This is a genomic window from Acinetobacter sp. NyZ410, from assembly GCF_022828975.1.
Classification (GTDB): Bacteria; Pseudomonadota; Gammaproteobacteria; order Pseudomonadales; family Moraxellaceae; genus Acinetobacter; species Acinetobacter guillouiae.
Genome location: NZ_CP094620.1, coordinates 3,562,205 through 3,587,332, shown reverse-complemented (window position 1 = coordinate 3,587,332; position 25,128 = coordinate 3,562,205). Strand labels below are relative to the sequence as shown.

Genomic DNA, 25,128 nt, shown 5'->3' with positions numbered 1-25,128 from the left:
AATCAATTATTTTTCGATTAGATATAGGCATTTTTGATTAACTTATGATATACGTAATTTTGAATACAAAAATTACGAGACAAGGATGAGAATAATCATATGTCAAAACATGAGCAAGGAAACCTGAAACATGGTTTAAGCAATCGGCACATCCAGCTTATCGCGCTAGGTGGTGCTATTGGTACAGGATTGTTTCTGGGTATTTCGCAATCGATTAAGCTTGCAGGTCCTTCAGTCATACTCGGTTATGCGATTGCTGGATTTATTGCGTTTTTAATGATGCGACAGTTAGGTGAAATGGTGGTTCAAGAACCGGTCAGTGGTTCATTTAGTCACTTTGCCTACAAATACTGGGGCTCATTTGCAGGTTTTATGTCTGGCTGGAATTATTGGGTACTCAATGTTTTGGTATGTATGGCAGAGCTGAGCGCAATTGGTCTTTATATTCAATATTGGTGGCCTGAAATTCCGACTTGGATTTCAGCATTGGTGTTTTTTGTTTTAATCAACGGTATCAACTTATTGCATGTTAAATTTTTTGGCGAAATGGAGTTTTGGTTCTCTATCGTCAAAATTTTGGCAATCTTAGCCATGATCGGCTTTGGTTCCTACTTACTTGCAACAGGTACAGCAGGGCCACAGGCAAGCATTAGTAACCTTTGGGCATTGGGCGGGTTTTTCCCATTTGGTGTGGAAGGTTTAGTCATGGCAATGGCTGTGATTATTTTTGCCTTTGGTGGGATTGAGCTATTTGGTATTACCGCAGCAGAAGCGCGTGATCCTGATAAAACTCTGCCTAAAGCAGTCAATCAAATTATTTACCGTATTTTGATTTTCTATATTGCAACACTGTTTATCTTATTTGCACTTTTTCCATGGAACCAAATGGCAGAAGGCGGTAGTCCATTTGTAATGGTATTTGCTTCACTGGATAGTCATGGTGTTGCGACCTTACTGAATTTTGTCATCCTTACTGCAGCTGTTTCGGTGTATAACGGGACCAGTTATTGTAGTAGTCGGATGTTACTTGGTTTGGCGCAACAGGGTAATGCACCGAAGTTCCTTAAGCATATTAATAAGCGTGGTATTCCAACCAATGCAGTCTATGTTTCAGCTTTTGTCACAGTTTTATGTGTACTACTCAATTATGCATTTCCAGAAAAAGCATTTGGTTTATTGATGATGTTGGTGGTTGCTGCAATTGTGATTAACTGGGTGGTCATTTCATGGACGCATTTAAAGTTCCGTAAAGCCATGCAAACACAAGGGCAGACCACCAAGTTTCCAAGTATTGCTTATCCATTCAGTAATTATCTTTGCATTATCTTTATGTTGGGTATTCTGGTGGTAATGTCATTCACCGAGAATATGCGTATTGCGGTAATGATGATTCCAGCATGGATTCTTTGTTTGATGCTTGCTTATTATCTGAAACAACGAAAGTTAAAAAATGCACAGCAAAATGTTGTGTTAAATTCTGATGTATAGCAAAAGATTTTAATCTTTGCAAAAGGGCTAAATTGATATTTAGCCCTTTTTGCTTTCTGTTTGATTATTAACCTATACCGAGGAAATTATTCTGCTGCTTTTAAAAACTCAATCAATTGATTGATATCATCGCCTTGTAATTGTTCACGAATTTTTAAAATCTGCTTTTCATCTAAATCATACAATTTAACTGACTGTAATTTTTCAATCTGATCCTGAGAAAACCGATATTTAATGAGTTTTGCCGGTACACCACCGACAATTGCATACGCTGGCACGTCTTGAGTGACGACTGCACCTGTAGCAACGATGGCACCTTCACCTAGCGTTACCCCTTGCATAATCATGGCACGACTGCCAATCCAACAACCATCGCCAATCACCGTATCCCCAGCGGGTAAAAAGCTACGGGTATCAAAAGGAAATGTAGAAATCCAGTCAGGGCGATGTAATTGATTGCCACCCATCATGATCACACATTCCGCCCCAAAACAAACAAAGTTACCAATATATAACTGGTCAATTGGTTTCTCTACAGTTGATGGCTTATCATGCAAATAACGCACCACGCAACGTTCAAACCCCTGATCCCAATATGCCGAATAATAAGAATAATTTCCTTTAATATGAATATTGGGATTTTTCACAGTCTTAGAAATAAACTCAAATTCGCACCAGTGTTTTACGGGGGAGTGAATAGCGTCAGTCATGGGAGTACAAAAGCTTAAGTGCAAAGGCTAGAGCGCGCATTGTAACCTTAGATTGAACTTAGATCTTGATCAGCAATTAAAAAATATTCAGTGTATTGGGTTTAAACATCAATTCTTCAGCTATTCCTTGGCTGGTATTCAAGTATTAACCTATTTTTAAATGGATCAAATGCGTGGCATGGGTATGACGAATATGATCAGCACGATGGTTAAAGTAACGATGGGTAATGTCTTTTCCTGATAAATCTTCAACCACCTGATAACCCATCATTTCAACTGCATGATGCAATGCTTGCGAAGCAAACGCACCAATCAAAGGCTCTTTTAAGAAACGGGTAAACTGTGACACTGCGAAGCTACCCAAACGCTCAATACCTTGTAAGGCTTTATAATCAATCGAATAATCCATCACGACTTGGCTATTTTTGCCAGTAAAGGATGCAATGTTGTGTAAGGTTGCTAGGGTTGCTTGTGGGGTTAAATAATGGGTTGTGCCCAGCCATGAAAAAAATGCGGCTTGGGTGCTTTGAAATCCACTACGCGCCAAAGCATCAGACAGTTTTTCTTTTTCAAAATCAATCCCTACAAATTCCACATTGCTTGGGAGCTCACCTGTATTACTGAGCTTTTTTAATTTTTCTAATTTGGTTCTTTGTGTATCAGGATGATCAATTTCAAATATTTTGAGTTGAGGGTATTGCTGGGCCAAGCGTAATACAAAAGAGTCTAGACCAGCGCCAACCAATACATACTGTTGAATATGATCATGTTCAATCGCTTGCTTTAAAAGATCTTCTGTATAGCGAGAACGTCCAACCACTTGTCCAGTCAATTTACCAAAAGTTTGATTCATCAAATTGGAATTTAACGCTTTACGTAGAAGGGCGTTATTTAAAAGTAAGCGCCATTGTGAATTGGTCATTTCAAATGCATAAGGGTCAGAGAATACTGGATCGTTGGCATTTAAATGGTGATTGGCCCTAATTGCTGCTGCCGCTTCAGCAGTTTTACTTGCTCGTCCTGCTTTCATCCTCGTCCTCAATGAATTTTAATTTTTCCTCAATGTAATGCATAGAAAATATTTAACAATGGCAATTTACTTTGAACAGTTGGTGATAATTGCTAGTTTTCTTGGTGTCTATATGGCTGAGGCATCTTATTTAGCTTGGCGCAAGATCTGAGCGATGTATGGATGATGCTTGATGTTGATTAAATGGATATGCGATCAGTGTTATTTTCTAGGTGAATGCAGGGTTATTCTGATCTGACTGTTTTTAAATTTTTTTATCTATAGTCACCCTTCACTTGTATTAATAATGAGGTGGTTTGACTATATATCTTGAGTTTTTGACACAAAATATTTTGAGTCTGTTTGTCTTAGTCAATGATTGATGACCGAATATACAAGTGATTCGTTTTTGTTATTCATTTTATATATTTAGCCCAATAAAAAGGGCTGAATCATCAGCCCTAGTATGTGTTAAATATATTCAACACTTACCACTTCATATTCCACTTCACCCTGTGGTGTGGTGATTTTGGCTTCGTCGCCTTCATTCTTACCAAGAAGACCACGCGCAATAGGTGAGTTCACTGAGATCTTATTGATCTTAAAGTCAGCTTCATCATCACCTACAATTTTATAGGTTTTCTTTTCTTCAGTATCCAAATTCTCAATGGTTACTGTCACACCAAAAACCACACGACCTGTTTGTTCGAGTCCTTTAACATCAATGACTTGGCAAGCACCAAGTTTACCTTCGATGTCTTGAATACGACCTTCACAAAAACCTTGTTGCTCGCGCGCTGCATGGTATTCTGCGTTTTCTTTTAAATCCCCATGTTCACGTGCTTCTGCAATTGCAGCAATAATACGTGGACGATCAACAGATTTTAGCTGTTGCAATTCTTTCTCTAAGGCGACCTTGCCTTCAGGAGTCATAGGATAACGTTGCATTGTTGTCCCTCAGTTCAGTATTTTAAAAATACAGGTTTATAAAATGAAAAAAGCCCGCCACCGATAAGATGGCGGGACTTATCGGAAACGAATTAACCTAGTGTTTGCAAATCTTGCAAGCGATATACATCCATTGGCAATTTAATTGCTAAAGCTTGGCATACAGCATCAGCACCATTCAAGGTTGTTGTGTAATACACTTTACCTTGAAGCGCAGAGCGACGGATTGAGAATGAATCCTGCTGAGCTTGTTTACCTTCTGTAGTATTGATAATGAGGTGAATCTCGCCATTTTTCAAGCGGTCGACAATATTTGGGCGACCTTCTGTTACTTTATTCACACGTTCACATTCAATACCAGCGTCTTTAATGACATCATAAGTACCGCCAGTTGCGATAATTTTGAAGCCTAAATCAACCAATTGTTTCGCAATACCCGCGGCACGAGGTTTATCTGAATGACGTACTGAAATAAATACGTGCTTCACTTCACCTTCAGTTGGTTTACCCGGTAAGCGATCATTAGAGCCTAACACAGCTTTATAGAAAGCTTCACCAAAAGTTGTACCAACACCCATCACTTCACCAGTAGATTTCATTTCTGGTCCAAGGATCGGGTCTACACCTGGGAATTTGTTGAACGGGAATACTGCTTCTTTCACAGCAAAATGCGTTGGGATAATTTCTTTTGTGAATCCTTGAGATTCTAAAGATTGACCCGCCATACAACGTGCTGCAACTTTTGCTAATGATTCGCCGATACATTTAGAAACGAACGGTACTGTACGAGACGCACGTGGATTCACTTCAAGAATATAAACGTCATTGCCTTTAACAGCAAACTGTACGTTCATCAAGCCAATCACACCAAGCTCTTTCGCCATAGCAACGGTTTGACGACGCATTTCATCCTGAATCTCTGTAGAAAGAGAGTAAGGCGGAATTGAACATGCTGAGTCACCTGAGTGAATACCCGCTTGTTCGATATGCTGCATAATACCGCCGATCACCACATCTTTGCCGTCAGATACACAGTCAACATCGACTTCTGTTGCATCATCAAGGAAATGGTCAAGCAGTACAGGTGCTTCGTTAGACGCTTGTACAGCATCACGCAAGTAACGTTTAAGTTCGTCGTCGTTGTATACGATTTCCATCGCACGACCACCAAGAACATAAGATGGACGTACAACCAACGGATAACCCACTTTAGATGCTTCAGCCATACCTTCTTCAGCAGATTTAACAATGCTGTTGCTTGGTTGACGAAGATTCAAACGTTGAATCATCTGTTGGAAACGTTCACGATCTTCTGCACGGTCAATCGCATCTGGAGACGTACCGATAATTGGTGCGCCTGCTTCTTCTAAAGCACGAGCCAATTTCAAAGGTGTTTGACCGCCGTACTGTACGATAATCCCTTTGGGTTTTTCTGTACGTACGATTTCTAAAACGTCTTCTAAAGTGATCGGTTCAAAGTACAAACGATCAGATGTGTCATAGTCAGTTGAAACCGTTTCAGGGTTACAGTTAACCATAATGGTTTCATAACCATCTTCACGCATTGCAAGGGCAGCGTGAACACAGCAATAATCGAACTCGATCCCTTGACCAATACGGTTAGGACCACCACCGATCACCATGATCTTGTCACGGTTAGATGGATTCGCCTCACATTCGTCATCATAAGTTGAGTACATGTAAGCAGTATCTGACTCAAACTCAGCTGCACAGGTATCTACACGTTTGTAAACAGGGTATACACCCAAGTTCCAACGGTGCTTACGGAATTGCTTCTGCGAAATACCCATCAAGTCTGCAATACGTAAATCAGATAAGCCTTTACGTTTAAATGCACGGATATTGTCAGCGTTCAAATCACCAAAACCTAAAGTTTTGATTTGCTCTTCAGACTGAATGATGTCTTGGATTTGAATCAAGAACCAACGATCAATATTGGTTGCAGCAAATACTTCATCTAATGTGAAGCCATGACGGAATGCGTCAGCAACATACCAAATACGCTCAGGACCTGGCACTTTAAGCTCTACCAAGATTTTATCTTTCGCGCCTTCAGTACCCACCGCAATTTTCTCATCGAAACCACAAGCACCGACTTCAAGACCACGAAGTGCCTTTTGTACAGATTCTTGGAAGTTACGACCAATTGCCATGACTTCACCCACAGATTTCATCTGTGTTGTGAGTGTTGCATCAGCTTGTGGGAATTTCTCGAAGTTAAAGCGAGGAATCTTGGTTACAACATAGTCGATTGCAGGTTCAAACGATGCAGGTGTTGTTCCACCAGTGATGTCATTTTTCAATTCATCAAGGGTATAGCCCACTGCAAGTTTTGCTGCAATTTTGGCAATAGGGAAACCTGTTGCTTTAGACGCAAGCGCAGAAGAACGAGATACACGAGGGTTCATCTCGATCACAACCATACGGCCATCTTTCGGGTTGATACCGAACTGAACGTTTGATCCGCCTGTCTCTACACCAATTTCACGTAGCACTGCTAAAGAAGCATTACGCAGTAATTGGAACTCTTTATCTGTCAGAGTTTGTGCAGGTGCAACAGTAATGGAGTCACCTGTATGCACACCCATTGGATCGAAGTTTTCAATGGTACATACAATGATACAGTTGTCGTTTTTATCACGAACAACTTCCATTTCATATTCTTTCCAGCCAATTAATGATTCATCAATCAATAATTGTTTGGTTGGAGAAAGATCGAAACCGCGTTCACAGATTTCAATGAATTCTTCTTTGTTATAGGCGATACCACCACCTGAACCACCCATTGTAAATGATGGGCGGATAATCACAGGGAAGCCGAAACGGGCTTGAATTTCAAGCGCATGTTCCATGCTTTCTGCAACATCAGCACGTGGGCATTCCAAACCAATTTTGCGCATTGCGATATCGAAAAGTTTGCGATCTTCCGCTTTTTCGATGGCTTCTTTGGTCGCACCAATCAATTCAACATTGTATTTTTCTAAAATACCGTTGGCATCAAGTGCCAATGCACAGTTTAATGCCGTTTGACCACCCATTGTTGGAAGAACCGCATCTGGGCGTTCTTTCTCAATGATTTGTGCAACAGTTTGCCACGTAATCGGTTCGATATACGTTGCATCTGCCATAGTCGGGTCAGTCATAATGGTGGCTGGGTTAGAGTTCACCAAAATAACACGGTAGCCTTCTTCACGAAGGGCTTTACATGCTTGCGCACCTGAGTAATCGAACTCACATGCTTGCCCGATGACAATCGGACCCGCACCAATAATTAAGATGCTTTTAATGTCTGTACGTTTAGCCATGATCGCTTCCTTAATTACTTCTTAGATGCTTCAATAAGTTCGATGAAATGATCGAACAATGGGGCACAGTCATGTGGACCAGGGCTTGCTTCAGGGTGACCTTGGAAGCTAAACGCAGGTTTATCTGTACGATGAATACCTTGTAAGGTTTGATCGAACAAAGATTTATGCGTAGCTTTGAGGTTTGCAGGTAAAGTTTCTGCATCTACTGCGAAGCCATGGTTTTGAGAAGTAATCATCACTGTACCATTTTCAAGGTTCTGTACAGGATGGTTTGCACCGTGGTGACCATGTGGCATTTTCACAGTTCTAGCGCCAGAAGCTAAAGCTAGAATTTGATGACCCAAACAAATACCGAAAACAGGTAGGTTTGTAGTTTCAACAATGGTTTTTACTGCCGCAATTGCATAATCACATGCTGCTGGATCGCCAGGTCCATTTGACAAAAATACGCCATCTGGATTTAACGCCAATACTTTTTCAGCAGGTGTTTGTGCAGGAACAACAGTTAATTTACATCCGCGGTCTGCAAGCATACGTAAGATGTTGGTTTTGACACCATAATCGTATGCAACAACATGAAATTTTGCTTCTGGTTGAGAAAAGCCTTGGCCCAATGTCCATGAGCCTTCGGTCCATTCAAAACCTTCTGGGTCACAACATTCTTTCGCAAGGTCTAAACCATCTAGACCACCAAAGGCACGTGCTTTTGCAATAGCTTCTTCTTCAGTAATATTATCGCCGGCAAGAATGCATCCGTTTTGTGCGCCTTTGTCACGTAAAATACGTGTCAATTTACGAGTATCAATATCTGCAATGGCAACGACATTATGTTGTTGTAAATATTCGCCAAGAGACTGAGTAGCTCGGAAATTGCTGTGTAATAACGGTAGGTCACGAATGATTAAACCATTCGCCCAAACTTTATGAATTCGACCTGATTCAGCGTCTTCTTCATTACAACCAGTATTACCGATATGAGGATAAGTTAAAGTTACAAGTTGCTGTGCATAACTAGGGTCGGTCAAAATTTCTTGATAACCAGTCATGGCAGTGTTAAAAACGACTTCACCAGTCGTACTTCCCGTAGCGCCGATCGATGTACCTTTAAAAACAGTACCGTCAGCAAGGGCTAAAATGGCGGGGGTGCTCAAACCATAGCTCCTGAACTAAAACCACAAAAATAGGGCTGTAAAAAAGCGAGTAGACGAAAAAAAAGGAAGGCTTACTAAATCCTACCCTCCTCTTGTCTGCTCGCTTGTAACTTAACAGCGCATTATACGCATGAGCCTCTCGAAAGTCTATTTTATTTCGAGGGATAATCTAAGATAAATACCTTGCTATTTAGCATTAATTCTGCTTTTAAAGTGAATTGTTTGAAATTGTAAGTATTTAAATATTGTCAGACAAATCAAAATCTAAAATTTATCCTTTCAATGTATCTTATTGACTCACATTCCAGGGGGAATCAATATGACTATATCTAAAGAAACTGTTACAAATAAAGTAACAAAAGAGACTGCGGCTTTGAAAGAAGTTGTGACTGAAACTACAGAAAATTTAGAGAAGTTAGGTAAAGAAGCACAGCAAAAAGTTGCTGAAGCGGTTACCGAAACTAAAACTAAACTTGAAGCAGAATCAGAGCAATTAACTGAGCAAGTTCAAGATCAAGTACAAAACTTTAAACAAGATTTGGTACAACGTCTTGATGTGATCAAATCACAATTTTCAACTTCACAAAAAGATTTGGTTGAATTGGCTGATTTCTTAAAAGCAGAATTAAGCATTTTAGTGAAAGAGTTAACTGAAGTTGGTAAAGAAATTCGTGAAGATGTTTCACAAATTTCGAGCAAACATAAAGTACAGTTAACTGAAACTTTAAAGCGTTCAAAAGATCATACTTTAGAAGTTTGGAATAAAGTAACTACAAAACAATAAGATATGTAAAGCTTATGTTTTGAGGAAGGCCATTTTTAAAGAGAAATGGCAATAAAAAAGTGAGGCTAGTTGCCTCACTTTTTTATTTTCAAGCACAGTTTACATAAGCGTATTTTAAAATGTATGTAACCAATCACGTTTATTGTGAAAGTCGGCTTGTTGGCCACTGTGTTGCATGGCAAAGAAATGTTGACCTTGCGTGGTATTTAAAACAGCGCTTAAACCCAAAAATAAGTTTGACCATTTTAATTTATTGGCAAGCATGAACTCGCTAAGATCTATGCTGACATTTAATCCATAATGCGTGCGCTTTAACTGATTTAATTCAATATCATAAGCAGCGACTGGTGGCATATTTTCAGGATAACGATATTCTTCAAATTGGTAAGCTTGCCAAGCTTCAGAAGGGGATAGATTAATTTCACGATAATAATCTTCACCTTGCACACCAATAAAAATCTCAAAACAGGTATTTTCCCAAAGAAAATCCTGACGTGGATTAGCTGTAACCAGTTCAGGATAAATTATGAATTGATTGGGATCTCTTAACCAATAACCGACATTGAGCGTATATGGGCTAATTTGTTCAATCGCACCAACTAGGGAGATACTTTGAAAACGACGATCAAATGCATTCAGTTCGAAACTTGCCATGAAAATAAATCTTAATTTGAAAGATGAGCGTGGCGAACTAAATTAGACAATTTTGGATTTTGTTTCGCAGCCTTTTTATAAAGCAATGCAATTTTACCAATTGTTTGAACAACTTCAGCACCAGTGACATTGGCAATTTCAGTAATCGTTGCAGCACGTGCTTCGCGGTCTTCACCTGTAACCTTGACTTTAATTAACTCGTGATCATTTAAAGCACGGTTTAATTCTTCAACGACACTTTCAGTCAAGCCTTTATCGCCAAGCATTACAACAGGGTTTAACGCATGTCCGATTTGACGTAAACGTTTACGTTCTTGGATAGATAGAGCCGCCATAAAAGATAACCTAATTTTAGAAACGACTTAGTATAACAAAAGCCATATCACTACGCTGTAAATTCTGTAGAAATAATCGATGAAGCTTATTCAAAAAAACATATCAATATCTGTCGATTTAAATCAATATGAATACTGCAATGAGAATTTTTTTCACGTACAATCAGAAGTTAGTTATCGGTTTAGATCAAGAGAGTTATGGCTACACGCATTACCAACCAGAAGTTATCCAAAAGTAGTCGTGCGTGGATGAGAGAGCATTTAGATGACCCTTTTGTGAAAAAAGCACAAAAAGAAGGTTACCGCGCTCGTGCTGCATATAAACTTCTTGAAATTCAAGAAAAACACAAAATGATTAAACCAGGGATGACCGTGGTGGACTTGGGTGCTGCACCAGGAAGTTGGTCGCAAATCGCAGGTAAACTGGTCGGTGATAAAGGTTTAGTGATTGCTTCAGATATTTTAGAAATGGATGCTTTACCTGATGTTACCTTCTTACAAGGTGACTTTAGAGAAGAAGAAGTTTTCGAAAAATTGTTAAATATTTTAAATGGACGCACTGTAGACGTTGTAATTTCAGATATGGCCCCCAATACATCAGGTAATAGGGCTGTAGATCAACCTCGCCAGATTTACTTGTGTGAACTTGCATTAGATTTTGCCAACAAGGTTCTTGGACCAAAAGGGCAGTTTTTAGTTAAAGTTTTCCAAGGAACTGGTTTTGATGAGTTCCGAAAGCAAGTCGTGGATAGTTTTGATGTGTTAAAAACAGCAAAACCAGCTGCTTCACGTGCACGTTCAAAAGAAGTTTTTTTAATTGGACAGGGCCGTAAAAAAGTTTCGCAATAGCTGGTGTTTTTGAGGTATGTTCATTCTTCGTAATGAATTGCCAACAAATGCTTGCCAAGTTGTTAAAAATTGTGCATTTTGTACCTTTTTAACCTTTATTGCGAAATTCATTACTCGCTTTTTGTTACGATCAAGCAAGATTGAGCCTGATCAAAATAGTTATATATGGGAATAAAGCTTTGAGCGATTACTTCAAAAATGCCGTATTGTGGCTGGTCATACTGGGTGTGCTGATCTTAATCTTCAGCAATCTCAGTGACCGCAGTAAGCCTTCTGCGATGAATTATTCAGAATTCGTCACAGCGGTGAATGCTGGTCAAATTAGTAAAGTCACAATTGATGGTGAAAGAATAAGCGGCGAAAAAAAGAACGGTTCGAACTTTGAAAGTATTCGCCCAGCAGTTCAAGATCCTGAATTGATGCCTACACTCATCAAAAATAACGTTGTTGTTGAAGGTACTGCACCTCAACGTCAAGGTTTATTGATGCAACTTCTCATCGCAAGCTTTCCTGTGCTTTTAATTATTTTATTGTTCATGTTCTTTATGCGTAACATGGGTGGTGGTGCAGGCGGTAAAAATGGTCCAATGAGTTTTGGTAAATCTAAAGCAAAAATGCTTTCAGAAGACCAAATCAAAGTGACCTTTACCGATGTTGCTGGTTGTGATGAAGCAAAACAAGAAGTTGTGGAAATCGTTGATTTCTTGAAAGACCCTGCAAAATTCAAACGCTTAGGTGCAACAATTCCTAAAGGCGTATTGATGGTTGGTCCTCCAGGTACAGGTAAAACTTTACTTGCGAAAGCGATTGCTGGTGAAGCCAAAGTTCCATTCTTTAGTATTTCAGGTTCTGACTTCGTTGAAATGTTCGTTGGTGTGGGTGCATCTCGTGTGCGTGACATGTTCGAACAGGCGAAACGTCATGCACCATGTATCATCTTTATTGATGAGATTGATGCAGTTGGTCGTCATCGTGGTTCAGGTACAGGTGGTGGTCATGATGAACGTGAACAAACACTCAACCAAATGCTTGTTGAAATGGATGGTTTCGAAGGGAATGAAGGGATTATCGTCATTGCTGCAACAAACCGTGCGGATGTACTAGATAAAGCATTACTTCGTCCGGGGCGTTTCGACCGTCAAGTGATGGTGGGTCTGCCAGATATTAAAGGTCGTGAACAGATCTTGGCAGTGCATTTGAAGAAACTTCCTTCGGTAACAGGTGTTGATCTTAAAGTATTGGCACGTGGTACACCTGGTTTCTCTGGTGCGCAATTGGCGAATCTTGTCAATGAAGCTGCATTGTTTGCTGCTCGTCGTAACAAGAACACCGTCGATATGCATGACTTTGAAGATGCAAAAGATAAGATCTACATGGGCCCTGAACGTAAGTCGATGGTGATCCGTGAAGAAGAACGTCGCGCGACTGCTTATCATGAAGCAGGTCATGCCATTGTTGCAGAAATTCTTCCAGGGACTGACCCTGTGCATAAAGTAACAATTATGCCACGTGGTTGGGCTTTGGGTGTAACTTGGCAGTTGCCAGAACATGATCAAACCAGCCATTACAAGTCTAAGATGTTGAATGAACTTTCAATCTTATTCGGTGGTCGTATTGCTGAAGAAGTTTTCATTGATCAAATGTCAACGGGTGCGTCTAACGACTTTGAACGTGCAACCAAAATGGCACGCGCAATGGTGACCAAGTACGGTATGTCAGACAAAATGGGCGTGATGGTCTATGAAGATGAAAACCAAAATGGTTTCTTCGGAAATGTCGGTAGCCGTACGATTTCTGAAGCAACCCAACAACAGGTTGATCAAGAAGTACGTCGTATCCTAGATGAACAGTATCGTGTTGCGCGTGATATCCTTGAAAATAACAAAGATATTGCGCATGCAATGGTAAAAGCCTTGATGGAGTGGGAAACGATTGATCGTGATCAAATCCGTGACATCATGGAAGGTCGTGATCCTCAGCCACCTAAGGTTTATGTGGCTGAAAATCCAGTGCTTGATGTAACCCCTACAGATGGTCCATCAACACCACCGCCATTGCCAGCGACCTGATCAGTCAGTGAATAAACAAGAGCCTCAATCGAGGCTCTTTTTTTATACGAAAAAATTCACAGATGAAAAAAAATCACTGTGCTACTGATTTGAATTGTTAAACTAGCCTGAATTGAATACGGAGAATTGACATGCAACTGATGCCACTACCCAAGCAAATTTTGCAATGTGGGCGTTTGAGTCTGGATTTATCACAAGCACATGTCATGGGTATCTTGAATGTCACTCCAGATTCATTTAGCGATGGTGGGAAGCATGATCAAAAAGATCAAGCTGTTGCTTATGCCAAGCAAATGATGGCTGATGGTGCGACAGTGATTGATGTTGGCGGTGAATCTACACGCCCGGGTGCATCTGTAGTCGAGATTGCCGAAGAAATACGTCGTGTTGTTCCTGTGGTTGCTGAATTAGCCAAATTGGATGTCATTATTTCAATAGATACCTCACAGCCTGAAGTCATTCGTGAGGCGGTTAAAGCAGGTGCACATATTTGGAATGATGTCCGTGCCTTAACTCGTCCACATGCCTTAGAGACTGCTGCAGAGCTTAATATTCCTGTGATTATTATGCATATGCGAGGCGAGCCAACCACAATGAATCATCTTGACCACTATGAAGATGTTACTCAAGAGGTAATTGCTGAATTACAGCAACGCGTAGATGATGCACTACAGGCAGGAATTCAGCCTAAAAATATTATGATAGATCCTGGTTTTGGTTTTGCTAAAAATGCGCAACAAAATTTAAAGCTTCTCAATGAGTTTTATCAACTGAACAACATGGGTTATCCAATTTTATCAGCCTTATCTCGTAAGCGCTTCATTGGTGAAGCTTTAGATGGTGCAGATGCCAATCATCGTGCTGTAGGTAGTGTTACTGCACACTTGCTCAGTATTCAACAAGGCGCGTGTATGGTGCGTGCACATGATGTAAAAGCAATGTCGGATGCAATTAAAGTATGGCAAGCCATGCGCTCTGCAATTTAATGATGAATGATCAATAGTTCCTGATACTGTTTGATCTTTTTTAAAATTTAGATCATCTACATCTGAAAAATTAATCAGTTAAATTGCTCGATCAATTTGGTGAATTGTATGGTTTGTGTTATATAAGCGCGTGAATTGCTGTTTTATTTTAGGTTGCAATGTTTAACGATCTACTTCTCCCAATGTTCGATGATGAATATTATCCAGATATTCTAGTTGCTGAGGTTAAGCAACTTATTGAAAATTTTGCTAAAAAAGTGGCAAAAACCAGCTTTAGTGATGCAGAAATTTATTCTATGGCAAAACTGACTGTGACTGAAATTAATGAAATGAAGCCACAGTTTGAGGATCTTGATTCTTCTTTGGATGGTACTGCAGCTGATTATATTGCTGAAGCAATGATGATGGTGGTACAAGACCAAGGGTATCTCGATATTGAAATGGAAGAGCTTGTTGCAAATAGAGAGTGGTAAGCCACTCTCTTTTTTTTGCTATCGATTTTTAGAGATAAATAGGGGAGAGAGCTTAATTCCTTACTTATTTATGCTGCTTATTAAGCTGATTTTTTCGATAAAAACATAAATATGTATTAAATTTAAACATTTAAATATCAATTGCTTAAAGTATGAGCATTGGTGTGTTTGAATGCTTGACGTAGGGTAGATAACTTTAGATAATGCGCACACAGTTTATGGCTATGTAGCTCAGTTGGTTAGAGCACCGCACTCATAATGCGGGGGTCACAGGTTCAAGTCCCGTCATAGCCACCATTTTTATAGACCATGCTCACTGCATGGTCTCTTTTTTTGTGCATCATCAAAAGATCACTAGATACAGATAAAAATTATCATCGTGCTATGAATATTTAGAATACTGAAAAAATCCAGTGGAATGTTTGATTAAGCTTTTTCTGCTAAATAATTTTCTATAAATCTTTGTGTTTGCGTGTCAAGGTAGAATGGCGCAATCAAGGATTGAATGATCTCATCCAATAAGCCATGCTGATCTAAAGCACCTAGTGTATGTGGAATAAAGCGATCTGCTTCGATAAATAAATCGTTTTGATCTAACCCAACCGAGTGTAGTAATTCTTGTAAGCTATATTCGCCAAAGTATTCATAAAATGCTTCGACAACATTTAAAATAACCTGTTGCATATATTCTGTTTGACGTAATTCTTTCCAAGTTTCATAAACAAGAATAAAGAATTCTTCAAAATCAATCGATTGAACTTGAGAGAAAGCCTCTTTTAATGAGCGTTGCTTAACTTCATTCCAAACATGTGTAGCGATATCTGCCAGGTCTTCATTAGGCAGTAGAATGATATTGCTGAGTTGGCTACGGATAGCAGTTGCAAGTTGCTGTTCTAATTTAAGCTCAATATTGTGTTGCTGATCTTGAATAAAGTTAATGACTTTCGCGCCAATACGGTTGTGTTTAACGGTGTATTGACGCAGCTGGTTGAGCCAAGGCGTGTTGCTTTCTAAAATCTGGTTGGCAAGCTGTAGGCTAACCTGTTGAATCTGCGGGTTGTGCTGTAAGTTTTCTTGAATATAGTCTCTTAATTGTTCTAATTCTAAGATTTTAAACATCCACAGTTCAAAAGACTCATCTGAGAGTAGATCATTGAAAATGGTTTGACTATGAATGGCATATTGATGAATTTTTTGAGCGACGACACCGATAAATTCAAGAATATCTGCGCCTAAATTCAATTCAAAAGCATATTTTTGCACTACAGACTGCAGTTGCTCAAGTTGAATCACATTTTTTAAAAGGATTTTGTCTGCATTTTGATAGGTTTGGGAAATAAAATTTTGAATAAATTGCGGATTTTTTTGATCTAAGAGTTGTTTTTTAATAAAGCGAACTTGCTCAAGCAAGAGTGCTTGAGCAAGTTCCTGAGCAAAGCTCGAAGGTGGAGGTGAATTATTCACATTCACGAGGCTTATACACCTGCTTTCCAGCCATTTACAATCGGATAACGGCGTTCACGGCTAAATGCGCGTGAGCTGATACGTGGTCCAATTGAACCTTGACGACGCTTGTATTCGTTGCGGTCGACAAGCTGAATGACTTTTTCGACGATTGCACGTTCAAAACCTTTGGCAATGATGTCTTCTTGGCTTTGTTCTTCCTCAATATATGCATATAGAATGGCATCAAGTACATCATAAGCAGGTAAAGAGTCTTGGTCTTTTTGATCAGGACGAAGTTCTGCTGATGGTGGACGAGAAATAACCCGTTCAGGAATCACCGGCGTTTCAGAAATACTGTTACGGTACTTAGCCAATTCAAAAACAATGGTTTTATAAACATCTTTGAGTACAGCAAAACCACCTACCATATCGCCATACAGTGTGCAGTAACCGACAGAAAGCTCAGACTTATTGCCTGTTGCAAGCACAAGGTTACCAAACTTGTTGGATAAGCCCATAAGCAATGTACCACGTGCACGCGCTTGAAGGTTTTCTTCAGTTGTATCCGCAGGTGAGTTACCAAAGAATGGGAACAAGGTCTGCATAAAGCTATTTACGATAGGATGAATTTCGGCAATACCAAAAGTAACACCCATACGTTTTGCTTGTTCAGTGGCATCTTCCACACTAATTTGTGATGTGTAGGTATAAGGCATCATCACGGCTTGAACTTTATCTGCGCCAATCGCATCAACTGCAATTGCCAAGGTTAAAGCTGAGTCGATACCGCCTGATAGGCCTAAAATCACACCTGGGAAACCTGAGCGTTGTACATAGTCGCGTGTTGCTAAAACCAACGCTTGATAGATCTCAGCCATAGTGTTTAATGCTGGCGCAGCTTCAACCACTTGATAGGCTTTGTTTTCTATTTGGTAGTTAGCAAAGTAGAGATCTTCTTTAAAGCTTGGTGCTTGTAACGCAACTTCACCTGAATGGTTAATGACAAAACTGGTCCCATCAAAAATGAGATCATCTTGACCGCCCACTTGGTTGATATAAACCACATTGAGGTGGAGCTGTTTTGCCAACTCTTTTAATGTTTCAATACGATGTTGCGGTTTGCCGACTTCATAAGGTGAAGCATTCAAGACCAAAACACTTTCCACATTGAGTTGAGCAAGCTGTTGAACTGTATTTAAAGACCATACATCTTCGCAAATCAGGACTCCGAACTTATGACCTAAGTACTCAAATACAAGATGTTGATGTCCTTCATTAAAATAACGCTTTTCATCAAAAACGCTGTAATTAGGAAGATTTTGTTTGTTGTAAACCCCTAAAACTTGTCCATCTTTCATCACTGCAGCAGCATTGTAGCGTTGACCATCGTCAGTAAGATTGGCAAAACCAAATACCATCACGATGTCTTTAACAGTAGACAGTTTCTCGAAAGCTTGTGCAGTACGCTTTGCTAGGCTTGGGCGTAAAAGCAAATCTTCGGCAGGGTAACCGATTATAGAAAGTTCAGGGAAAACAACAATTTCAGCATTCTGTTTTTTTGCATCATTGGCTTGTTCAATCATTTTTTGAACGTTCGACTCAATATCACCAATGAATGGAGAGAATTGCGCGAGAGCAATTTTAAAACTTTTCATTTAAACCAAATCCTATTCCAATAGGGTAATTTATATACAAATTGTTGATTTTTAAAATGTAGTTATTCAACATATGTATATAGATATCACAGAAATTGCCAAAGGGCGAAACTATAAAATCATTAAAAATCATCAAAAATCTTTATTTTCTTGCAAGGCAAAAATTTCAGACATTGAGTATTTTAACTAAAAAAACGTCAGAAGCTAGTGATTCATTAAGTTTATTCAGTACACCATCAATGACCTCATGAATTTAGTGTATTTTTTTTATAGAAACTAGTGATTTTTCATTATTTTTTGGATTTTATATTGGAAAAAATCAGCTTTAAATATTTTTTGTGAAATGTATCACTTAATTTGTATAAGTTAGCATCAAAATAAAGCGCTTAAATTGAAGGATTGACTGAATTTTTATCCAGAATAATATTTTCAATTCGATTTAAATAAATATCTTTGGCGATATCACCTTGTTGCTCAATATTGTAATCGAAATAAGCTTTTCCTTGAATGAGGGTGTAGCGATAAGGGTTATATTTACCCAAACTCAGGTAAAGTGCGGACTGTAAAATCGCCCCCTTAAGTAATACATTCTCATGACGCTGATATTGATAAACATGGGCCATTTCATGAATAAAAACAGCTTGATAACCCAAGCTCATACAGGAGAAGTCTTCACAATAGTCTGCATCTTTTAAGTGGATATAACCATTGGGCGCCATCAAAATACCAACAGGCTGCCACGGTAAATAAGGATGATTCATCACCTTGACTTGGCTGTAGTCAATTAAATCTCCAAATACACTTTGGCTAATACGAATTTCGCCATCTGTCAATTTACGATATTTGAATTGATCCAATCGAAGAAGTTGTACAAAGCGCCAAATGAAATTGAACATTGTTTTATTTTGTGCTGTGTAAAAAGTACATCCATAAGTTTAGCACTGATTCAGTTTGACCCAAAGATTAACTGTGACCCAGATACACCACGATAAAAAAACTGTCTATTGTATATATGCTGACATGAAACTTTTCTTGTTGCCTGATTTCAGTTATGTAGCGTATCCGTAGTTAGGGTTCGGTACACCCAAAAATTAAATCATGATTTAAGTAAGCCAAAGCTAATGACTTGTCCGCAAAGGTCATTATTTATCAGTAGAGGCAAGCTCAGCCCTTATTTGTCAGACACTTTATTGAATAGTCATAAATTGCCAATGGATTGACCTGAAATGTCAGTGGTATTTGAATCCAGATGGCTTACTTTTCCAACATAAATAGGATTTTTTACTTGAAATGTGAATTTGAACTGGTTTTCAGTCAAATCCTTGATCCCTAAATAAACAATAGGTGCTTCATATGTTACTTGCTAAGCCTGTCAAAAAAGTGTTTGCAAAAGCTTTTCCAAGTCGATTGCCTAATTTAAAAGATCAGATTGCGAATATCCCGATTCGTCACTTCAATTTTAAATTTAGTCCAGATGAGTTGGATGTTAAATTTTTTATGCAAAAAGAGTGGGCGACTGCTTATTTTGCCGCATTGTCAATTTTTTTAACCTATGGTGAAGAATTGGTGATCGAAACCGCACGACATCATCGTGATCAAATACAAGACCCAGTTTTAAAACAGCGTTTAACCAGTTTGATTGGACAAGAGGCAATTCACTCCAAAGTCCACGAAGAATACAATGAAACCATGATTCCAAATAATTTGCCTGTGCAGTTGTATCGGTTTTTAGCAGGACAAGTTTTTAACCATACTTTTTTAAAATTCCCACAGCCTTTAAAGCTTTCAATGATGGCTGGGATTGAGCATTTCACCGCTGTCTTTGCTCAATATGCCATGACGCATCAAGATATCTTTAATCATTCTCTTGATGAAAAGACACGTGCTTTATGGTTATGGCATATGCTGGAAGAGTCTGAGCATAAAGATATTGCTTATGATACTTATCAAGTGCTTTCTGCAAATTATCCATTACGAATTTCAGGATTCTTTATTGCGTTGATTACTTTGGGTTTAGGCGTGGGTGCTGGCGCATTGATGTTGCCATTTTTACGACGTCCAATGAATACTTTTAGTCTAAGTTTTTGGAAAGAGGCAAAGGGCAGTTGGGATTTATTATTTAGTCGAGACAATGGTGTTTTTGGTAGCAGTTTAGGTCATATTTTTGATTATTTGCGCCCAGACTTTCATCCTAATGATCATGATACAGCTGAGCTTTTAGACTATTTCAAAAAAGAATTACTTGATCCTGAAACAGGCACACTCACCCCTTATTTTGTTAAAGCGTTTACCCCTGCTTTACGGATGTAATTTTATTCAATCTTAGCGTTCAAGTTTTCTATTCAATATAAAAACGATGTTGTAGATCGATACTGAGCTTTTCCATCAATTTTTTGAAGGAAAAGCTTTTTTTAAAGCTGTGATTTTAACCAAGCACTTTATAAAAATTGTTTTTAAGGGACATTCTTTATCAGTGGAGGCAACTCTTAAAAGTGATTGTCTGACAATTATCTAAGGTTGTCATAATTTGCAAACCGAATGAATGCATGTGCCAATGGTAATTGACAAAGCATGTCGTAATTTTTAGCCATCAAAGTAGAGTTTTTACTCAAAAGGCGATCTGTAGCTCATCAGCGTAAAGACGATGAAATGGATTGCCATATTAAATGAATAAAGAGTACCAGCTATGTTCGCTAAGCCAATTAAGAAAGCCGTTGCTAAAGTTTTTGCTGCGGCGCCATTCAGTCTGGAAAATCAAACGCCGATTATTCCAATTCGACATATGAAGTTTGATTTTGACCCAGCGCAAGTAGATCACCGATTTTATATGGATGCAGAATTGGCAAGTGCATATTTTGCCTCACTGTCGATTTTCTTAACACGTGGTGAAGATCTTGTGATTGATACTGCTCGTTATCATCGTGATTTCATTACCGATCCATTATTGAAGCAACGTGTCACTTCATTGATTGGTCAAGAGGCGATTCATTCAAAAATGCATGAAGAGTTAAATGACGCTTATTTAATTCGTGATTTGCCAGTAAAGCTGTTTCGTACTTGGGCTGGCTGGGCTTTTGAATATGGGTTTGAGCGTCTTCCACAACCGATGAAATTGTCGTTGATGGCTGGTATCGAACATTTTACTGCGGTACTTGCAGAATACATGATGAATCATGAAGAAGTGTTCTTCCGTTCGCAAGATGAAAAACAACGGGCAATCTGGATGTGGCATATGCTTGAAGAATCAGAGCATAAGGATATTGCTTTCGATGTGTTTCAAGAATTATCCAATAACTATTTATTACGTATTGCTGGATTCTTTCCCGCATTAATCACGATTTTGGTGCTGATTTCAGCTGCATCATTTTTAGTTCCTTTTTATCGCAATCCTAAGAACCTGATTAGCTTACGTTATTGGAAAGAGATTCCATATAATTTTCGCCTGATCTTTGGCTTAAAAGATGGTGTTTACGGCAGTAGCTTTAAACATATTTTTGATTATCTTCGTCCCGATTTTCATCCAAATGATCATGATACATCTGAATTTTTGGACTATTACAAAGAGAAACTACTGAATCCAAAGACAGGTCTTCTTACGCCATATTTGACGAAAGAATTTTATCCTGCATTGCGTTCATAAAAACCTAAAAGAGATGGATTTAAAGTTTATGGGTATTTTTTCTAAAAAAGTTAAGCCGAGCCAAAATGCTTATGCGGTCGTGACTGGCGCAGGCAGTGGCATTGGACGTAGTTTTGCAATGGAACTTGCAAAACGTGGAGGAACAATTGTTTGTGCTGACATAAATCTGGATGCAGCCAAAGAAACTGTCAGTTTGATTGAATCACAAACTTCAGCTAAAGCATTTGCTGTGCAATGTGATGTGGGTGAGAAAGAGCAAGTAAAAGCACTTTCAGAACAAGCCGAAAAATTAATGAATCATCCTGTAAGCTTGATCATTAATAATGCGGGTGTAGGGCTGGGCGGTAAGTTTGATGAAGTGTCACTGGAAGATTGGCAATGGTGTATGCATGTCAACCTCTGGGGGGTTATTCATGGTTGTCATTATTTTGTTCCTCAGTTTAAGCAACAAGGTTATGGAGCAATTATCAATGTTGCTTCAGCTGCGGGCTATACAGCAGCTCCCGAAATGACTGCTTATAACGTAACAAAATCCAGTGTGCTGGCATTGTCAGAAACCCTTTCAGCAGAGCTTCGCGGTGACAACATTCGAGTGAATGTGCTGTGTCCAACATTAGTGCCTACAAATATTATGAAAAATGGTCGTTTGCCTGGTCATTATGCGGGTTTAGCAGATGATTTACTGATGAATCATGCATTTACCACCAGTGATCAGGTGGTGATTAAAACCTTAAATAACTTAGATGCAGGCAAGCTTTACACCATTCCTCAGCCAGATGCAAAACTGTTTTGGATATTAAAACGTGCGTCACCCACCTTATATGCCAAAGCGCTGGGTATCGGATATCCATTATTTAACAAATACATCAAATAAGCTGCGAGTAGATCAATATGACAACAGAAACAACTTTAGCTACGCTGCCTAAAGAGAAAAGCGTAGAGCAAAACTCAACCCAAACTACAGTCGAAGACATTAAACAGGTGACTCAACAGAATACTTTGCAAGACAAATCGCTTGAAGCAAAACAGCTTAAAGAAAAAGTACTTGTAGATAAGCAAGTTGAGGCAAAGACTGTTACAAAGCCAGCGAAAGCAAATCACCCTAAAGCTGAAGTCCAAACTCCAGCTAAAGCTAAAAATAAGCCTGAGGTAAAAGTTGAAACACAAATAAGCGCTCAATCTAAAAAGCTTGAACAATCGGCTGAAGAAAAAGCGCCAAAGACTCAGCACAAAGAAGCTGTGCACATCTATGACACCATTGTGGTTGGTGCGGGTGTTTCAGGGATTGCTGCTGCTTATAAAATGAATCAAGCAGGCTATAACGATTATGTGGTCCTTGAAAAAGCCAGTCGTGTGGGAGGAACATGGCGCGACAATAATTATCCGGGCTGCGGTTGTGATGTACCCTCAGCACTTTATTCATTTTCTTTCTCACCAAGCCATAAGTGGAGTCATTTATTTGCCAAGCAACCAGAAATTCTAAGCTATTTAGAAGAAGTGGTGGAAAAATATGATCTTGGTGAGAAAATTGAATTTAATAATGAATTGATCAGTGCCAAATGGGATGAAGCACAACATATTTGGCACTTAGAAACATCAAAAGGTCAATATCAAGCCAAGACGGTGATCTTTACGACAGGACCGATTACTGAACCTGCTTTGCCGAAATTAAAAGGAATTGAAAGTTTTAAAGGTGAAATGTTCCATTCAGCACGTTGGAATCATGATTATGATTTAACGGGTAAGCGTGTTGCAGTGATTGGTACAGGGGCTTCTGCAATTCAGTTTATCCCACAAGTACAACCTTTAGCGAAACAGCTGATCGTATTCCAGCGTACAGCACCGTGGGTACTACCCAAGGCGGATATGGAGTTAAACGAAACGGCTAAAGGGATCATTTCTCGATTCCCAATCATTCAGCAAACTTGGCGTAATAGCATTGCACAGATTTTAAATGGGATTAACTTTGGATTGCGTAATCCTAAAGTATTGGAACCCGTGAATTTCCTAAGTAAGCAATTACTCAAACTACAAATTAAAGATGAAACCTTGCGTAAAGCAGTGACACCGAACTTTACCATTGGATGTAAGCGCTTATTGTTTGCAAACAATTATTATCCAGCACTACAACAAGATAATGTGAATCTGATTGCACATGGTTTGGTTGAAATTGATGGAAATACAGTGGTTGCAGCAAATGGTGAACGTCATGAAGTGGATGTGATTATTTGGGGAACAGGCTTTGAAGTTTCACATCCTCCGATTGGTAAACGGGTTTATGATAGCAATGGTCAAGTCCTTGCTGAGCGTTGGAAAAATAGTTCACCTGAAGCATATTTGGGCGCCAGTATTGAACATGTACCGAATGCGTTCTTGGTCCTCGGTCCAAACATTCTGGTCTATGATTCATTTATTGGTATCGCGGAAGCACAAGTCGGCTATATTGTTGATGGCTTGTTAAAAATGCGTGAGCAAAAATTCACTCGCTTTGAAATCAAAGCGGATGTGCTTGCCCAGCATAATAAACGTCTGCAGAAACATTTAAAAACCACTGTATTTAATGCGGGTGGGTGTAAGTCTTATTATCTGGATGAAAATGGTCGTAACTTTGCAGCATGGCCATGGTCATTGCAACAATTACGCAACCAATTAAAACAACTAGATTTAAACCATTATAGCGTGAGTAAAAAATAAGTTTAGCATTCAATTGCTGAACACTTTTTATGAGAGCCCTAAATTAATTTAGGGCTCTTATTTTTTGTCTTGTGCGACGATGTAATCGAATAATAATGATTTCAGCTAGGATTAAATTGACCACCCAACCTAACCAAGATTCTAACTGATAGATGTGAATTGGGGTTAACCAATCAAAATAAGGTTGTAACTGATAAAGCACGATTTTCCATGTCCTTAAGCTCAGCGCTGAAAGACTGAGTACAAAACTACGGATCATCCAGTCACGATGTAAAATCCAGCGCTTTTTCAATAAAAAGTACAAAGCGGATAGGGTGGTGATCGCCCAGAGTGAACTTAATAAGACAAAGCTGATTTGTGTGGATAACCCTCCAGCCGCTGAAAAAGCTAAAATTAAGCCACTGGGTAAAGACAGCCCCAAAATGGTGGTGATGTAGAGCCAACCACTCCAGCGATGAATTCGGGGATAACGCGTGCGAAAGACACGGAAAAACTGTGTAAATCCAGCGATGAGTACAAAACTACTGCTGATCACATGGACTTTAAAAGCCGCCTGCCAAGGTTGAGTATTGACTACATCTTGCTTTAACAAGAGAAAATGCTGATCAGTTTGCCATGGGAAATATTGCAAACATATTGCGACCATGAGATAGCATAAATAAGCATAGATCACGAGTGAAATTAGACTCAAGCTTGAATATGCCAAGGCGGTTTTTGTTTTGTTCATCACTGCTTATAATGGAATGGTGATTGAGAAATTATAGTGGAAGATAGGCTGAGACAGCATATTTATGTTTGGGTATGGCATAGATTTTAAAATAAACCACAGAGAATCCTGATTTATTTATCTTAAAGTAGATCACAAAGCAAACAATTTAATCTAAAATCAATGTGAAAATGCATCCAAT

The 25,128-nt window shown here is 39.1% G+C and carries 21 protein-coding genes and 1 tRNA gene; 11 read left to right on the top strand and 11 right to left on the bottom strand.

The window, feature by feature from the left end; translation table 11 throughout:
- Positions 1-99: 99 nt before the first annotated feature.
- A complete protein-coding gene (locus tag MTO68_RS17020) occupies positions 100-1,488 on the top strand; it encodes an amino acid permease (RefSeq protein ID WP_004823234.1) in 1,389 nt (462 codons plus the stop codon).
- A gap of 86 nt (positions 1,489-1,574) precedes the next feature.
- Here MTO68_RS17020 and MTO68_RS17015 read toward each other — a convergent pair whose 3' ends face one another.
- The 5 genes from MTO68_RS17015 to carA form a co-directional block, all read right to left on the bottom strand.
- Positions 1,575-2,198, bottom strand: a complete 624-nt coding sequence (locus tag MTO68_RS17015) for a CatB-related O-acetyltransferase (RefSeq protein WP_154129216.1) — start codon at positions 2,196-2,198, stop codon at positions 1,575-1,577.
- A 145-nt stretch (positions 2,199-2,343) separates the two neighbouring features.
- Complete coding sequence (locus MTO68_RS17010; protein ID WP_244013568.1) at positions 2,344-3,228, bottom strand: class I SAM-dependent methyltransferase; 885 nt, start codon at positions 3,226-3,228, stop codon at positions 2,344-2,346.
- Positions 3,229-3,678: 450 nt separating this feature from the next.
- A complete protein-coding gene (greA, locus tag MTO68_RS17005; protein ID WP_004717337.1) occupies positions 3,679-4,155 on the bottom strand; it encodes a transcription elongation factor GreA in 477 nt (158 codons plus the stop codon).
- Between the two features lie 92 nt (positions 4,156-4,247).
- On the bottom strand, positions 4,248-7,481 hold the full coding sequence (gene carB, locus MTO68_RS17000; protein WP_004823231.1) for a carbamoyl-phosphate synthase large subunit: 3,234 nt from the start codon (positions 7,479-7,481) through the stop codon (positions 4,248-4,250).
- Positions 7,482-7,495: 14 nt separating this feature from the next.
- Entirely contained in the window at positions 7,496-8,635 is a 1,140-nt protein-coding gene (gene carA / locus MTO68_RS16995; protein ID WP_004823230.1) for a glutamine-hydrolyzing carbamoyl-phosphate synthase small subunit, read from the bottom strand.
- Between the two features lie 319 nt (positions 8,636-8,954).
- Here carA and MTO68_RS16990 point away from each other — a divergent pair, with 319 nt between their 5' ends.
- Positions 8,955-9,419, top strand: coding sequence for a hypothetical protein (locus MTO68_RS16990; RefSeq protein ID WP_004823229.1), 465 nt, complete (start codon positions 8,955-8,957; stop codon positions 9,417-9,419).
- A 114-nt stretch (positions 9,420-9,533) separates the two neighbouring features.
- On the opposite strand, the gene MTO68_RS16985 is transcribed toward MTO68_RS16990, so the two are convergent.
- Both MTO68_RS16985 and yhbY read right to left on the bottom strand, forming a co-directional pair.
- Entirely contained in the window at positions 9,534-10,073 is a 540-nt protein-coding gene (locus MTO68_RS16985) for a DOMON-like domain-containing protein (RefSeq protein WP_244013566.1), read from the bottom strand.
- An 11-nt stretch (positions 10,074-10,084) separates the two neighbouring features.
- Positions 10,085-10,408, bottom strand: a complete 324-nt coding sequence (gene yhbY, locus MTO68_RS16980) for a ribosome assembly RNA-binding protein YhbY (protein WP_004717326.1) — start codon at positions 10,406-10,408, stop codon at positions 10,085-10,087.
- A 198-nt stretch (positions 10,409-10,606) separates the two neighbouring features.
- On the opposite strand from yhbY, the gene rlmE reads away from it, so the two are divergent.
- The 5 genes from rlmE (at position 10,607) to MTO68_RS16955 (ending at position 15,082) form a co-directional block, all read left to right on the top strand.
- Positions 10,607-11,257, top strand: a complete 651-nt coding sequence (gene rlmE, locus MTO68_RS16975) for a 23S rRNA (uridine(2552)-2'-O)-methyltransferase RlmE (RefSeq protein ID WP_004717323.1) — start codon at positions 10,607-10,609, stop codon at positions 11,255-11,257.
- A 179-nt stretch (positions 11,258-11,436) separates the two neighbouring features.
- Positions 11,437-13,326 carry an ATP-dependent zinc metalloprotease FtsH gene (gene ftsH / locus MTO68_RS16970; RefSeq protein WP_004823226.1) on the top strand — a complete coding sequence of 630 codons (1,890 nt, stop codon included), beginning with the start codon at positions 11,437-11,439 and terminating at the stop codon, positions 13,324-13,326.
- Between the two features lie 131 nt (positions 13,327-13,457).
- Complete coding sequence (gene folP / locus MTO68_RS16965) at positions 13,458-14,312, top strand: dihydropteroate synthase (protein WP_244013564.1); 855 nt, start codon at positions 13,458-13,460, stop codon at positions 14,310-14,312.
- Between the two features lie 158 nt (positions 14,313-14,470).
- Positions 14,471-14,785, top strand: coding sequence for a DUF5713 family protein (locus tag MTO68_RS16960; RefSeq protein ID WP_004717317.1), 315 nt, complete (start codon positions 14,471-14,473; stop codon positions 14,783-14,785).
- A 220-nt stretch (positions 14,786-15,005) separates the two neighbouring features.
- Positions 15,006-15,082 (top strand) — tRNA-Met (locus MTO68_RS16955).
- A gap of 129 nt (positions 15,083-15,211) precedes the next feature.
- On the opposite strand, the gene MTO68_RS16950 is transcribed toward MTO68_RS16955, so the two are convergent.
- The 3 genes from MTO68_RS16950 to MTO68_RS16940 all read right to left on the bottom strand — a co-directional run bounded on the left by MTO68_RS16950 (position 15,212) and on the right by MTO68_RS16940 (position 18,782).
- On the bottom strand, positions 15,212-16,255 hold the full coding sequence (locus MTO68_RS16950) for a hypothetical protein (RefSeq protein WP_244013562.1): 1,044 nt from the start codon (positions 16,253-16,255) through the stop codon (positions 15,212-15,214).
- Positions 16,256-16,260: 5 nt separating this feature from the next.
- Positions 16,261-17,886 (bottom strand): NAD+ synthase, encoded by a 1,626-nt coding sequence (locus tag MTO68_RS16945; protein ID WP_034612475.1) that lies wholly within the window; start codon positions 17,884-17,886, stop codon positions 16,261-16,263.
- A 386-nt stretch (positions 17,887-18,272) separates the two neighbouring features.
- A complete protein-coding gene (locus tag MTO68_RS16940) occupies positions 18,273-18,782 on the bottom strand; it encodes a hypothetical protein (protein WP_244013560.1) in 510 nt (169 codons plus the stop codon).
- A 457-nt stretch (positions 18,783-19,239) separates the two neighbouring features.
- Between MTO68_RS16940 and MTO68_RS16935 the strand changes: the two genes are divergently transcribed.
- From MTO68_RS16935 to MTO68_RS16920, 4 genes are all read left to right on the top strand, one after another.
- A complete protein-coding gene (locus tag MTO68_RS16935) occupies positions 19,240-20,196 on the top strand; it encodes a metal-dependent hydrolase (protein WP_244013559.1) in 957 nt (318 codons plus the stop codon).
- Positions 20,197-20,572: 376 nt separating this feature from the next.
- The gene (locus MTO68_RS16930) at positions 20,573-21,526 is read left to right on the top strand and encodes a metal-dependent hydrolase (RefSeq protein ID WP_004717305.1); all 954 of its coding nucleotides are present in this window, start codon (positions 20,573-20,575) and stop codon (positions 21,524-21,526) included.
- A gap of 28 nt (positions 21,527-21,554) precedes the next feature.
- The gene (locus MTO68_RS16925) at positions 21,555-22,400 is read left to right on the top strand and encodes an SDR family NAD(P)-dependent oxidoreductase (RefSeq protein WP_096734807.1); all 846 of its coding nucleotides are present in this window, start codon (positions 21,555-21,557) and stop codon (positions 22,398-22,400) included.
- A gap of 293 nt (positions 22,401-22,693) precedes the next feature.
- Positions 22,694-24,220, top strand: a complete 1,527-nt coding sequence (locus MTO68_RS16920; RefSeq protein ID WP_244015991.1) for an NAD(P)/FAD-dependent oxidoreductase — start codon at positions 22,694-22,696, stop codon at positions 24,218-24,220.
- Between the two features lie 43 nt (positions 24,221-24,263).
- On the opposite strand, the gene MTO68_RS16915 is transcribed toward MTO68_RS16920, so the two are convergent.
- A complete protein-coding gene (locus tag MTO68_RS16915) occupies positions 24,264-24,866 on the bottom strand; it encodes a DUF2306 domain-containing protein (protein WP_244015990.1) in 603 nt (200 codons plus the stop codon).
- Positions 24,867-25,128: the final 262 nt, after the last annotated feature.